The 12,383-nt window shown below is 70.3% G+C and carries 12 protein-coding genes; 7 read left to right on the forward strand and 5 right to left on the reverse strand.

Going from position 1 to position 12,383, the window contains the following annotated elements:
- The first annotated feature begins 10 nt into the window (after positions 1-10).
- Complete coding sequence (locus MKL11_RS23380; protein ID WP_243947726.1) at positions 11-256, forward strand: hypothetical protein; 246 nt, start codon at positions 11-13, stop codon at positions 254-256.
- A gap of 7 nt (positions 257-263) precedes the next feature.
- Here the strand turns inward: MKL11_RS23380 and MKL11_RS23385 are convergent, their stop codons facing one another.
- Complete coding sequence (locus tag MKL11_RS23385) at positions 264-812, reverse strand: HNH endonuclease (RefSeq protein WP_007563401.1); 549 nt, start codon at positions 810-812, stop codon at positions 264-266.
- Positions 813-1,438: 626 nt separating this feature from the next.
- Here MKL11_RS23385 and MKL11_RS23390 point away from each other — a divergent pair.
- The gene (locus tag MKL11_RS23390; RefSeq protein ID WP_243947727.1) at positions 1,439-4,108 is read left to right on the forward strand and encodes a DUF3772 domain-containing protein; all 2,670 of its coding nucleotides are present in this window, start codon (positions 1,439-1,441) and stop codon (positions 4,106-4,108) included.
- Between the two features lie 3 nt (positions 4,109-4,111).
- On the opposite strand, the gene MKL11_RS23395 is transcribed toward MKL11_RS23390, so the two are convergent.
- Positions 4,112-4,489 carry a hypothetical protein gene (locus MKL11_RS23395; protein WP_243947728.1) on the reverse strand — a complete coding sequence of 126 codons (378 nt, stop codon included), beginning with the start codon at positions 4,487-4,489 and terminating at the stop codon, positions 4,112-4,114.
- Positions 4,486-4,785, reverse strand: coding sequence for a DUF6516 family protein (locus tag MKL11_RS23400; protein WP_243947730.1), 300 nt, complete (start codon positions 4,783-4,785; stop codon positions 4,486-4,488). Before MKL11_RS23400 ends, MKL11_RS23395 begins: the two co-directional genes overlap by 4 nt.
- Positions 4,786-4,932: 147 nt before the next feature.
- Between MKL11_RS23400 and MKL11_RS23405 the strand changes: the two genes are divergently transcribed.
- Positions 4,933-5,442, forward strand: coding sequence for a CAP domain-containing protein (locus MKL11_RS23405; protein ID WP_243947732.1), 510 nt, complete (start codon positions 4,933-4,935; stop codon positions 5,440-5,442).
- A gap of 7 nt (positions 5,443-5,449) precedes the next feature.
- On the opposite strand, the gene MKL11_RS23410 is transcribed toward MKL11_RS23405, so the two are convergent.
- Positions 5,450-6,283, reverse strand: a complete 834-nt coding sequence (locus tag MKL11_RS23410) for a flagellar motor protein MotB (protein ID WP_243947734.1) — start codon at positions 6,281-6,283, stop codon at positions 5,450-5,452.
- A gap of 17 nt (positions 6,284-6,300) precedes the next feature.
- Complete coding sequence (locus tag MKL11_RS23415; protein WP_243947736.1) at positions 6,301-7,074, reverse strand: motility protein A; 774 nt, start codon at positions 7,072-7,074, stop codon at positions 6,301-6,303.
- A 281-nt stretch (positions 7,075-7,355) separates the two neighbouring features.
- Between MKL11_RS23415 and MKL11_RS23420 the strand changes: the two genes are divergently transcribed.
- From MKL11_RS23420 to MKL11_RS23435, 4 genes are all read left to right on the forward strand, one after another.
- On the forward strand, positions 7,356-9,134 hold the full coding sequence (locus MKL11_RS23420; RefSeq protein ID WP_279600670.1) for a glucan ABC transporter ATP-binding protein/ permease: 1,779 nt from the start codon (positions 7,356-7,358) through the stop codon (positions 9,132-9,134).
- A gap of 143 nt (positions 9,135-9,277) precedes the next feature.
- Positions 9,278-9,994 carry a DNA polymerase III subunit epsilon gene (gene dnaQ / locus MKL11_RS23425; RefSeq protein WP_243947740.1) on the forward strand — a complete coding sequence of 239 codons (717 nt, stop codon included), beginning with the start codon at positions 9,278-9,280 and terminating at the stop codon, positions 9,992-9,994.
- Positions 9,995-10,103: 109 nt separating this feature from the next.
- Positions 10,104-11,387 carry an alpha/beta hydrolase family esterase gene (locus MKL11_RS23430; protein ID WP_243947824.1) on the forward strand — a complete coding sequence of 428 codons (1,284 nt, stop codon included), beginning with the start codon at positions 10,104-10,106 and terminating at the stop codon, positions 11,385-11,387.
- Between the two features lie 99 nt (positions 11,388-11,486).
- Positions 11,487-12,368 carry a TIGR01459 family HAD-type hydrolase gene (locus MKL11_RS23435; protein WP_243947743.1) on the forward strand — a complete coding sequence of 294 codons (882 nt, stop codon included), beginning with the start codon at positions 11,487-11,489 and terminating at the stop codon, positions 12,366-12,368.
- Positions 12,369-12,383 lie beyond the last annotated feature (15 nt).

The following is a 12,383-nucleotide window of genomic DNA, read 5'->3' on the forward strand; positions in this document are numbered from 1 at the left end:
GAGGCTTGCAATGCTCGACCTGAGGGGATTGCGACCGCTCACGCTCGGCCTCCTCGCCGGGCTCGCCCTCGTCCCCGCCCCGGCCTCCGCCTGGCCCGAGGATCGCGGCTTTGCTCCGCCCCGCCTCCGGCGCGCCGTCCGCGCGCGGCCCGAAGCGTCGGCCGTGCCGCCGCCCGTGATCGTCCAAGGCTACCTGCCGCGCAACCACAACGTCCCGATGTACAACGAGCCGCCCCGCCGCGGGCCGGCTTGGTGATCCCGCCTCAGCTCTCCAGCTCGCTGTCCCAGTACAGGTAGTCGAGCCAGGTGTGGTGGTACTGGCGGTGGTCGAACTCGGGCTGGCGGTGGTGCAGCTCGTAGCGTGTCGGCCGGCGCGGCTCGGTGGCGAGCGGCATGTCGGCCTCCTGCGGGGTGCGGTTGGCCTTGCGCAGGTTGCAGGGCGAGCAGGCCGCCACGACGTTCTCCCAGCTCGACAGGCCGCCCCGGGAGCGCGGCACCACGTGGTCGAAGGTCAGGCCGCCCGAGGGCAGTCGCAGCCCGCAATACTGGCAGCTGAACCCGTCGCGCAGGTAGATGTTGTAGCGGGTGAACGCCGGGCTGCGGGCGAGGGTGACGTAGTTCTTCAGCGCCACCACGCTCGGCACCCGCAGCGCCCGCGAGGGCGAGCGTGCCTCGACATCGTAGCTCGCCACCAGGGTGACGCGATCGAGGAACAGGGCCGTGAAGGCGTCCTTCCAGGACCAGAGCGAGAGCGGATTGTAGGAGAGCGGCCGATAATCCGCGTTCAGGACGAGGGTTTGGAGATCCATCATCGGCGCGACTCTTCGGACTATCTCTGACGCGGGTAACGCGCGGGAACGCGCCGGCGCCCCACCGACCCGTCCGACGCGGCCATGGGCCGGCGCAGGAGGGGCCGGCGGACGGGGCGTCGGCTCGGCGGGAGAGGCGGAAGGAGCAACAGGGCGGCGGGCCGGCGCGCGAAGGCGCCAGTCGGTGCGGTAGCAACCGGAACGCGGCCGGGCCGGACCGGCATCAGAGCCGGCCAAACCCTTTCGCGTGACGACGAAAAGGCCCTGTCCATACGGTGTTCATCTAATCCCACCGTGACACCCTTGTGAAGCTTTTCCCGCAGGGTCCCGGGGACGCACCCACAGCGGTGCCCACAGAGGCGCCTTGGGCGCGCCGACCGGGCGAGGGTGGGCAGGGGCATGGTTTGGCCCTATTGGTCGCCCACAGCGCCCGGCATCGAGAGTCGGACCCGATCGCCCCGCCATCGGGCTCGCCCCTCAGAGTTCGATCCAACGCGCTCGCCGATGCCGAACCGGTGTTCACCCCCGGCGGCGAGCGCTCGAGACGGCCCGCGCGGTTCCCGATGGCCGCCGGTCCGCCGATGCCGGGCTTCGACCGCGCGCCCGGCGCGCCCGACGAGAGGAAGCCTATGATCCGCACGCTCGTGCGCCCCCGGAAGCCGAACGACGCCCCGCGTCGGCCCGCCGCGCTGGCCTTCGCCGCCGCGCTGATGCTGGCGATCCCGGCCGCCGCGCCGCCCGCGGCCTGGGCGCAGGACGCGGCGCCGGCCGGGCAGAAGCCGGGGACCAAGCCCGCGGAATCCAAGCCTGCAGAATCCAAGCCCGCCGAGACCAAACCTTCCGATGCCAAACCGGCTGAGGCCAAGCCCGCGGCGCCAAAACCCGAGATGTCCGAGCAGCTCAAGGCGGTCCGGGCCAAGCTCGACGCGGCCAAGGCCGAGCTCGAGGCGCGCGAGAAGCAACTGGGGCATCCCGACCTGAATGCCGCGGACCTGGCGGCGATTCGCGACAGCGCCGGGACCGTCACGGAGGAGATCCGCGCGCTGATCACCCGGCTCGACGCGCCGCTCGAGGCGGCCCGCGAGCGGCTGACCCAGCTCGGCCCGAAGCCGAAGGACACCCCGGAGAGCGCGGACGTCGCCGAGCAGCGCGTGGAGCGCGAGGCCGCCGTCACCCGCATCGACGAGACCCAGCGGCTCGCCCGCTCCCTGCAGGTGCAGGGCGACCAGATCATCGACCGGGTCTCGAACCGCCGGCGCGAATCGTTCACCCGCGACCTGTTCCAGCGCTCGCAGCCCCTGGTCGGCCCGGGCCTCTGGGCCAAGGTCATGGCCGACGTGCCGCGGGATACGCGCTCGCTGCAGAGCGCCGTGTCCGATATCGGGCTGCTGTTCTCGCGCAACGGCAGCATCGGCAACCTGCTGTTCCTGGGGCTCGCCTTCGGGATCTCGATCGCCCTGTATTTCGGGCGGCGCAACATCGCCCCCCGGGCCGCCCGGCGGGATGCCGGGGCCACCGAACCGTCGCGGCGCGCGACCCTGCTGGCCGCCTGGCGGGTGATCCTGCTCGGCACGGTGCCGGCGGTGGCGGGCTCCTACGCGGTCTACTACGCGCTCGACGCCACCAACCTGCTGCCCTCGCGGCTGCTGCCGGTGGCCGCCGCGATCCTGGGCGGGCTGGCCTTCATCGCCTTCGTCGAGGCGCTGTGCGACGGGCTGCTCAGCCCCGACAAGCCCGCCTGGCGCCCGGCCCCGGTGGGCGATGCGGCCGCCACCCGGCTGACCCGGCTCGCGGTCGGCATCGCCACGGTGATCACAGTGGTGAAATCCGTGGAGGCCCTGAATTCCGGGATCTCGGCGGCCCTGCCGATCTCGATCGCCACCCGCGGCCTCGGGGCCGTGGCGACCGCGCTGATCCTGGCGGTGGGCCTGCACCGGTTCGCCGATACCGAGCAGGAGGAGGAAGCCTGCTTCGGCCCCTACGTGCCGACCAAGACCACCACGGGCATCGGCGGCCCGGCCCGGCTCATCGGCTGGGCCGCGGTGGGGCTGATCGGGCTCGGCGCCCTGGTCGGCTACGTCGCCTTCGCGGCCTTCCTGATCGACCAGCTGATCTGGGCCGGGGGCGTCCTGGTGCTGCTCTATCTGCTGGTCCAGAGCGTCGACACGTTCGTCGGACGCGCGCTCTGCGACGAGACCCGGCTCGCCACCGCGCTCCAGGCCAATACTGGCCTGCGCAAGCGCTCGCTGACCCAGATCTCGGTCCTGGCGACCGGAGCCGCCCGGGTGATTCTGATCCTGGTCGCGGCGCTGCTGGTGCTGGCGCCCTGGGGGCTCGATTCCACCGACATCGTCTCGTCGATCCGGCAGGCCTTCTTCGGCTTCAAGGTCGGGGACGTGACGATCTCGCTCTCCAGCATCGCCTTCGGCATCGGCATCCTGGTGCTCGGCGTGTTCGTCACCCGGGCGGTGCAGCGCTGGCTGGAACTGACCTACCTGCCGGCCACCGACCTGGATGCCGGCCTGCGCAACTCGATCACCACCATCGCGGGCTATTGCGGCTTCCTGCTCGCCCTGGCGCTGGCCTTCTCGTATCTGGGCCTCAGCCTGGAGAAGCTGACCATCGTGGCCGGCGCCCTGTCGGTGGGTATCGGTTTCGGCCTGCAATCGATCGTCAACAACTTCGTCTCCGGCCTGCTGCTGCTCTGGGAGCGGCCGATCCGGGTCGGCGACCAGGTGGTGATCGGCGATTCGGAGGGCATCGTGAAGCGCATCTCGGTGCGCTCCACCGAGATCCAGACCTTCGACCGCTCGTCCGTGATCGTGCCGAACTCGAACCTGATCTCCGGGGTGGTCAAGAACCGGGTGCGCGGCGACCGCTCGGGCCGGGTCAGCATCACGGTCAGCGTCCTGCGCAACCAGGACCCGGTGCGGGCCGCCGAGATGATCGTCGGCTGCGCCCAGGCCCATCCCGACGTGCTGCGCGACCCGGCGCCCCGGGTGATCTTCAAGAAGATCGGCGACCCGTTCCTGGACTTCGAGCTGCTGGTCTGGATCGTCGATGTCAGCCTCGGCCAGAAGGTCCAGACCGACCTGAACTTTTCCGTGTTCTCGACCCTGTCGGAGGCGGGCTTCATCCCGCCGCTCGGCCCCGGCGCCAGCATCGTCACCGTGCAGGGTTTCGAGGCGATGCAGAGCGCCATGGGCGAGATCGCGAGCCGGTTCGGTCAGCCGGCCCAAGAGTCAGCCGAGTCCGCCCAGCCGCAGCGCGAACGGGGTCTGCGGAGCGCCGGGGGCTGAGGTTCAGCGCGCCGCGCGCCGGGGTGGCCGCAGGTCGAGATGCGCGCGCGCGCCATCGGCGGCGAGCATTACCTGCGTACCCTTGCGCGTCAGGAGGCCCGCCCGCTCCAGCGCGGTGACGTCGTCATGCACGCGCCGGTAATTCCGGCGGAGTGATCCGGCCAGCGCGTTGATCGAGTCGGCGGGGCCTCCGGTCAAAGCTTCCAAGAGCGCGATGCGGGCCGGCGAGAAGGTCTTCAGGAAGGCCGACCAGTTCTCGAAGGTGACGATCCGCTCCGGCCGAGGTTCCTCGCCGGCCTCCGCGCGCCGCACCGCCGCGAGGAAGCGATCCCGCATGTCCTCGACGGATCCGCCGATGACGCATGTCACCTCGTCGCTCATAGATGGCCTCCGCGCAGCGTCCCGACCTCGGTCAGGAAGTCGTCCAGCAGCTTTTCGTAGGTGGTGAACCGGTACGGCGTTTCCACTTCGCCGCGGTGGACGTGATCACCCTTCCCGGCTTCGTTGTCGTAGGCCAGGATCCGCAGGCTCTCGCGACCATAAAAGAGCGAGTATTTGAGGCCGTGCGCCGAGCCGGGGACCCGGTCCGGCGGCTTGAGATCCCAGAGCTTGAGCTGAAGAATGGAGCCGTCCGCGTAGACCTTCTTGGCATCGATCAGGAGAGGCGCACGCGCCATATGACATGAGATGGCATAGACCCCTTATGCCGTAAAGTGTCATAGGGAGGCGTGTGATCCGATCAGGACGCCCGGTCGCGCAATCGCCCGGCGCCCCCTATATCGCCCGGGCGTCCGAGCCGGATGCGGAAGCGTGGATCTGGAAACGTGGGCGGACGCAACCTGAGACGAGGCCTGCTCGTGGCGACCGGCTTCCCGGCGCTGGCGCTGCTCGGCGCCTGCGCGACCGACGTGCCGACCACCGCGGCGCTGCCGAGCATCTACCTGCCGCTGGCCAGCCAGAACGCCCATATCGACACCGATGCCGCCCGGGACATGATCTCGTCCTACCGCCGCAACCGCGGCGCCGGGCCGCTCACGGTCGATCCCGACCTGCAGCGTCTGGCCGAGGCGGAAGCCGCCGCCATGGCGGTGGCCGACCGGCCGAGCAAGGCGCAGACCGTGAAGGCGGCGGTCGGAAGGCTCGGCTTTTCCGACGTCAACGCCAACCTGTCGGCCGGCTACCACACCCTGGCCGAGGCGTTCTCCGGCTGGCGCGAGAGCGCCCCGCACGAGGCCACGATGCTCGACCCCCGGGCGACCCGGATGGGGATCGCCACGGCCTACGCGCCGGGCTCGAAGTACAAGGTCTACTGGGCGCTGCTCACCGCCAAGTAGGGCGCCCTCACGGCAGCCCCTTCACGTTCGGCACCGGCGGCGCCTCCTTCAGCAGCGTCACGGTCACCCGCCGGTTGGCCGCGAGATAGGGGTTGTCGGGGAACATCGGCTCGGTGTCGGCCTTGCCGGAGACCGAGGCGAACCGGTCGTCCTGCAGCCCGGCGCCGGCCAGGATCTCCCGGACGCTGATCGCCCGGCCGGCGGACAGCTCCCAGGGCGACGCCGCCGGCCGCTGGCCCGGCCGGTCGGTGGCGGTGAACCCCGTGACGGCGATGCGGTTCGGCATCTGCCGCAGGGTCGGGGCGAGCGTCTCCAGCAGGCGCCGGGTGCGCTCGTTGGGACGGGTCGAGCCCTCCGGGAACATCGAGCGCCCGTCCTGGTCGACGATCGACAAGTCGAGGCCCTGCTCGGACCGGACGATCACCACGTTCTTCGACAATTCGGCGATGTCCGGCATGTCCTGCAGCGCCTGCCGCAGGGAGGCCGCCGCGAGGCCGAAATTGTCCGGCTCGCCGGTCTCGGTCAGGCCGAACGCGCTGCTCTGGTCGCGCCGGGGCGGCGTCGTGCGGTCGGTGGCCTTCTCGGGCGGGATGTTGCGCAGGTACTTCACGTGGTCGGCCGCCGGCAGGCCCTCGGATTCGAGGATGCCGGCGAACTTCGATTCCTTGTTGACCCCGAAGGCGTCGCGCATCGAGCCGGCGACCACCTGCATCTTCTTCTGGTCCTGCGTCGAGTAGGCCGCGACCATCACGAAGAAGCTCATCAGGAGCGCCATCAGGTCGGCGAAGGTCACGAACCAGCCGTGCCCGCCATGCGCGCCGCCGCGCCTCTTCCTTGCCATGTCAGGACTCGGCCATATCACGCGGCCGGTTCCATCAGCGCTTCGCGATGGTTGTGCGGCAGGTAGGCGACCAGCATCTCGCGCACCAGCATCGGGCTCTTCTGGTCGCGGACCATCAGGATGCCGTCGATGATCAGCGAGCGGGAGACGTCCTCCTCCTCGAGCTTGACGTGCAGCTTGTCGGCGAGCGGCAGGGTGACCAGGTTGGCGATCACGGCACCGTAGAGCGTGGCGAGCAGGGCTGTCGCCATGGCGGGGCCCAGCTTCGACGGGTCGGACATGTTGGCGAACATCGCCACCATGCCGAGGATCGTGCCGATCATGCCCCAGGCCGGGGCGCAGTCGCCGTAGGCCCGGTAGACCTTCGAGCCCTCGTCGAGATGCATCAGGAAGTTGTCGCGGTCGCGCTCCATCGTGTCGCGGATGAAGTCCCGGTCGTAGCCGTCGGCGATGTAGCGCGCGCCCTGGGCCAGGAACGGGTCGGAGATCTCCATGTTCTCCAGCGCCATCGGGCCGGACTTGCGGACCACGTCGGCGATCTTGGTGATCTCCTCGATCAGCTCCTGCGGCTTCACCGAGCGCATCATGAAGGCGAAGCGCAGGCCCATCGGCAGGCCGTGCACGATCACCGAGAACGGGAAGCGGATCATCGTGGCCGCGGTGGCGCCGCCGAACACCACGACCATGGCGTGCTCCGACGCATAGGCCCCGAAATGGCCGCCATCGAGCATGATCAGCCCGACCACGACGCCGAGGCCGGAGAGCAGGCCGAGTGCGGTTGCGAGATCCATGGCTCTGGGCGCCCGATGCGAAATCGTAAAAAAGCGGTCCCAGCGGTCGCTTGCGGCCGGGTTATTCACAGCGGTAGGAAATCTTGCTGAACGAACCGTAAAGGCGAAGGCTTCGACCCTGTCGAGGGCCGTCATCGCCCGTTCAGGCGCGCCCCGGCATAAGCCGTGTCGTGCGAGGGGTTTGGCGACGGAAACGGCGATGCCCGGCCGCCGCACGGACCTTAAGAAATGGCGCGAGACCCGGATACACGGGCCGCGCCGGGGGTGGCGGAGCTGTGGTGATGGTTCGTCTGTACGGGCGGGTCCTGGGTTTCCTGAAGGCGGAACGGCGGCTGGCCATCGGTCTGGCGGTCACCAACGTCGTGCTGGCGATCGCGGCCTTCGCCGAGCCGCTGCTGATGGGCCGGATCATCGATCAGCTGACTCACCTCAAGCGCGGCGGCAACGCCATGACCACCATGCTGCCCCTGCTGGCGGCCTGGGTGGCGTTCGGCTTCTTCACCATCGCGGCGGGCGTGTTCATCGCGCTCCACGCCGACCGGCTGGCCCACCGCAACCGCCTGTCCTCGATGGCGAGCTATTTCGAGCACGTGCTCGACCTGCCGCTCGCCTTCCACTCGGCCAACCATTCCGGCCGGGTGCTGAAGGCGATGCTGGAGGGCACCAACGGCATGGCCTGGCTGTGGCTCGGCTTCTTCCGCGACCACCTCGTCGCCCTGGTCTCCCTGGTCGTGCTCCTGCCGATGACCCTGTTCATCAACTGGCAGCTCGGCTCGATCCTGGTGGTGCTGGTGCTGGCCTTCACGGCGCTCACCACCTTCGTGATGCGCCGGACCGAGGCACTCCAGGGCCAGGTCGAGGAATTCAATTCCGGCCTCGCCGCCCACGCCTCCGACGCGCTCGGCAACGTCGCGGTGATCCAGTCCTTCACTCGCGCCAAGGCCGAGAAGGACGCGATGCGCGGCATCATCACCAACCTGCTGGCCGCCCAGATCCCGGTCCTGTCCTGGTGGGCGCTGGCCAACGTCGCGACCCGCGCCTCGGCGACCATCACCATGACGGCGATCTTCGTCACCGGCATCTGGCTGTATCAGGCCGGCACCACCACGGTGGGCGAGGTCGTGGCCTTCATGAGCCTGGCCACCGCCTTCGTGGCGCGCCTCGACCACGTGGTCGGCTTCGTCAACGGCCTGTTCCAGCAGGCGCCCAAGATCGCCGAGTTCTTCGAGATCTACGACACCGTGCCGGCGGTGGCCGACCGCCCGCATGCCCGGCAGGTCGCGCGCTTCGAGGGCGAGGTCACATTCAACGACGTCGCCTTCTCGTATGACGGCCGGCGCAAGGCACTGGACGGCGTGTCGTTCTCGGCGCGTCCCGGCGAGACCGTGGCCTTGGTCGGCACCACCGGCTCGGGCAAGTCGACGACGCTCGGCCTGCTGCACCGCAGCTTCGATCCGGCCGCCGGGTCGATCCGGATCGACGACATCGACGTGCGCGACATTGGCCTTTCGTCGCTGCGCCACAACATCGGCGTGGTGTTCCAGGAGCCGATGCTGTTCGCCCGCTCGATCCGCGAGAACCTCCAGGTCGGCCGCCCCGATGCCACCGACGCCGAGATGCTCGACGCCCTGGAGCGGGCCCAGGCCGGCGCCTTCATGGCGCGCCAGCCCGACGGGCTCGACACGGTGATCGGCGAGCGTGGCCGGTCGCTCTCCGGCGGCGAGCGCCAGCGGCTCTCGATCGCCCGGGCGCTCCTGAAGAACCCGCCGATCCTGATCCTCGACGAGGCGACCTCGGCGCTGGACGCCGCCACCGAGCGCAAGCTCCAGGGCGCCCTGGAGGCCGTGATGGAAGGGCGTACCACCTTCGTGATCGCCCACCGGCTCGCCACGATCCGCAACGCCGACCGCATCCTGGTCTTCCACGAGGGCCGGATCGTCGAGGCCGGCACCTTCGACGCGCTGGTCGCTCAGAACGGCCGCTTCGCCGAGCTCGCCCGGGCGCAGTTCATGGCCGCCGAGGCCGACGAGGACGAGGGGCGGCTGGCGCTGGCGGCCTGAGGGACGGGCGCCGGTTCGCCGGTGCCCAAGGAAGTCTCAATCTTTCGGGAGACAGAGTCTTCCGTAAGCGGTCCTCTGCTCCCGGCCCCGTCCGATCGGGTGGGATCCGGGACGGCCCATTCCAGGCCTGTGAGTCATAAAAAATGCTGCGCGAGATCGTCCTCGACACCGAGACCACCGGCACGGAGGCGCGCAATGGCGATCGGTTGATCGAGATCGGTGCGGTCGAGCTGCTCAACCACATCCCCACCGGACGGACCTTCCACCGCTACTGCAACCCGCAGCGGGCGGTCTCCGAGGGCGCGTTCAACGTCCACGGGCTGTCGGACGCGTTCCTGTCCGACAAGCCGGTCTTTTCCGAGATCGTCGGTGAGCTGCTGGCCTTCCTGGCGGATGGGCGCCTGGTCATCCACAACGCGCCCTTCGACGTCGGCTTCCTCAACATGGAATATGCCCGGCTCGGGGCCAACGCGCCGCCGCCGATCCAGCTGGACGACGTGGTCGACACCCTGCCGATGGCACGGCGCAAGCACCCGGGCGCGGCCAACAACCTCGACGCCCTGTGCAACCGCTACGGCATCGATACCAGCCGTCGCACCAAGCACGGGGCGCTCCTGGACGCGCAGATCCTGGCGGAGGTCTATGTCGAGCTGCTGGGTGGGAAGCAGACCAGCCTGGGGCTCATGGATGTGCAGGCCGGCTCCCGGGTCCAGGCGGTCGCGCAGGCGGCTTCGGCAGCCCCACGGCCGTATCGAAGCCGCCTTACGGATGAGGAGCGAGCGAGGCACGACAGCTTCCGCGCGAGTCTCGGTCCGGCGCCGATCTGGGCCGACTATATCGGCGCTGACGAACCGGCCTGACCGGCCTTGCCGCATCGCACATCGGCCTCTATTGCGTCGCACCATATGTCGGCCTTCGCGCTATCCCGGCCGCGACACGGACGCTGATGTGACCAAGCGCGCACCCATCATGGACCCCTTCAGCAAGCTGAAGGCACTGCAGGACGGCGCGCGCGACCAGGCCGGCAGCTCGCCGTTCTCCGACATGATCGAGGCCACCCGCTTGACGAGCCTCGGCCGCCTGGACGAGGCGACCGCCCTGATCCAGCGCAGCTTCGGCTACACGACCGCGTCGCTTCCGGAGCCGGACGCTCCGGCACCCCGGATCCCGACCCGGCGCGAAGAGGCGCCCGGGACTGTCCGGCGAGACGCCGCCGAGGAGCCCCGGAATGCGGCGCGCGGCGAAGCTTCGCGCGGCTCGATCGCCGAGCCGGCGGTGCGGGTCCGCAGGGCGGTCGGCAAGGTCGTGAGCGGCCTCGCACCGGTGCTGAAAGGGCTGAGCCGCGCGCGCCGCGCGCCCGCCAAGCCGTCGGTGCCCCGAAAGCCCGCGCGCGAGAGCCGCTTCGTCGCCCTGAGCCACACCGAACCGGCCGGCAGCCGCGATTACAAGCTGTTCATTCCGGGTGAGGCGGCGGAGCCGGCACCCCTGCTGGTGATGCTGCACGGCTGCATGCAGAACCCGGACGATTTCGCCGCCGGCACCGGCATGAACGTGCTGGCCGAGCGCGAAGGTTTTTTCGTCGTCTACCCGGCTCAGAGCCGGCAAGCCCATGTCCAGCGCTGCTGGAACTGGTACGAGCCGCGCGACCAGCGCCGGGAATCCGGCGAGGTGGCGATCATCGCAGGGCTAACCCGGGCCGTGATGGCGGACCACCCGATCGACCCGGCCCGAATCTACATCGCCGGCATGTCGGCGGGGGGCGCGGCCGCCCTGAACATCGCCCGGGCCTATCCGGACCTCTACGCCGCGGTCGGCGTGCATTCCGGTCTCGCCGCCGGCTGCGCCCGCGACCTCGGCTCGGCCCTGATGGCCATGCAGGTCGGCGCGCCCGGCCTCGGCACCGCACCCTCTTTCGGCGCCTCCCCGACCGGGCAGCGCATCCCCACCATCGTGTTCCACGGCGAGGACGACGGCACCGTGAGCGTGCGCAACGCCGACCAGGTGCTGGCCCAGGCCAACGTCGCCGGCCTGACCGCGCGGTCCGAGACCTTGGAGGGGCGCGGCCACCCCTTCACCCGCACCCGCTACCGGGACGGGACCGGCCGGGTCGTGGTCGAGGATTGGCGGGTGCGCGGTGCCGGCCACGCCTGGTCGGGCGGCCGCCCCGAGGGCAGCTACACCGATTCCGACGGACCCGATGCCTCGCGGGCGATGCTCGACTTCTTCGCCGAGCACCGGCTCGGGCCGCGCTGAAACCGCGACAGGGGGCGGGCACAGCCTCAAGGCTTGCAGGGCGCTGCCCTGCACCCGCAAAAGGTCCCGGACCTTTTGAAACCGTGACCGGACCCATCCATGACTGCACCGATCCCGACCCTCGACGGCCTCGCGCAGGTGGCGGAGCGCTACGACCTGCTCCTCTGCGACGTCTGGGGCGTGCTGCATGACGGCCAGACGGCCCATGGCCCGGCCGGCGAGGCGCTGACCCGGTTCCGCGGTCTGCCGGGCGCGCGGCCGCGCCGGGTGGTCCTGGTCTCGAACGCGCCGCGGCCCGGGGACGGCGTTGGCCGCATCCTCGACCGGTTCGGCGTGCCGCGCGAAGCCTACGACGCGATCCTGACCTCGGGGGACCTCACACGGGAGCTGATCGCCGGGCGCCCGGGCGCCCGGATCCGGCATCTCGGGCCGGAGCGCGACCTCGGCATCTTCAAGGACCTCGACCTCAGCCTCGTCCCGGAGGAGCAGGCCGATCTCGTCGTGTGCACCGGCCTGTTCGACGACCGCAGCGAGACCGCGGACGATTACCGCGACGAGCTCACGCGCCTCGCAGGCCGGGGACTGACGATGATCTGCGCCAATCCCGATCTCGTGGTCGAGAGCGGCAACCGGCTGATCCCCTGCGCGGGTCTGCTCGCGGCGGCCTATGCCGAGCTCGGCGGCACCGTGATCTATGCCGGCAAGCCGCATCGCCCGGTCTACGAGGCCGCTTTGGCCAAGGGGGCCGAACTCACGGGCGCGCCGGTGGACCCGGCCCGGGTGATGGCGATCGGCGACGCGATCCGCACCGACATCGCCGGCGCCCACGGCTTCGGCATCGCCAGCCTGCTCGTGGCGCGCGGCATCCACGCCGAGGAACTCGGCGTCTCGGCCGAGCATCACCGCCTGGGCGACGTGGCCGAATGGCTCGGCCGCCAAGCCGTGCATCCGGACGCGGTGATCGAGCGGCTGGTCTGGTAGAGCGTCGGCCCCGGC

The sequence above is a fragment of the Methylobacterium sp. J-077 genome, from assembly GCF_022829365.1.
GTDB lineage: Bacteria > Pseudomonadota > Alphaproteobacteria > Rhizobiales > Beijerinckiaceae > Methylobacterium.

What these genes read in the sequence shown, in the direction of transcription:
- MKL11_RS23420 (WP_279600670.1), top strand. Translation starts at nt 7,356, where the DNA reads ATGGTTCGTCTGTACGGGCGGGTCCTGGGTTTCCTGAAGGCGGAACGG.
- MKL11_RS23435 (WP_243947743.1), top strand. Translation starts at nt 11,487, where the DNA reads ATGACTGCACCGATCCCGACCCTCGACGGCCTCGCGCAGGTGGCGGAG.
- MKL11_RS23400 (WP_243947730.1), bottom strand. Translation starts at nt 4,785, where the DNA reads ATGGCGCGTGCGCCTCTCCTGATCGATGCCAAGAAGGTCTACGCGGAC.
- MKL11_RS23415 (WP_243947736.1), bottom strand. Translation starts at nt 7,074, where the DNA reads ATGGATCTCGCAACCGCACTCGGCCTGCTCTCCGGCCTCGGCGTCGTG.
- MKL11_RS23430 (WP_243947824.1), top strand. Translation starts at nt 10,104, where the DNA reads ATGGACCCCTTCAGCAAGCTGAAGGCACTGCAGGACGGCGCGCGCGAC.
- MKL11_RS23390 (WP_243947727.1), top strand. Translation starts at nt 1,439, where the DNA reads ATGATCCGCACGCTCGTGCGCCCCCGGAAGCCGAACGACGCCCCGCGT.
- dnaQ (WP_243947740.1), top strand. Translation starts at nt 9,278, where the DNA reads ATGCTGCGCGAGATCGTCCTCGACACCGAGACCACCGGCACGGAGGCG.
- MKL11_RS23395 (WP_243947728.1), bottom strand. Translation starts at nt 4,489, where the DNA reads ATGAGCGACGAGGTGACATGCGTCATCGGCGGATCCGTCGAGGACATG.
- MKL11_RS23385 (WP_007563401.1), bottom strand. Translation starts at nt 812, where the DNA reads ATGATGGATCTCCAAACCCTCGTCCTGAACGCGGATTATCGGCCGCTC.
- MKL11_RS23410 (WP_243947734.1), bottom strand. Translation starts at nt 6,283, where the DNA reads ATGGCAAGGAAGAGGCGCGGCGGCGCGCATGGCGGGCACGGCTGGTTC.
- MKL11_RS23380 (WP_243947726.1), top strand. Translation starts at nt 11, where the DNA reads ATGCTCGACCTGAGGGGATTGCGACCGCTCACGCTCGGCCTCCTCGCC.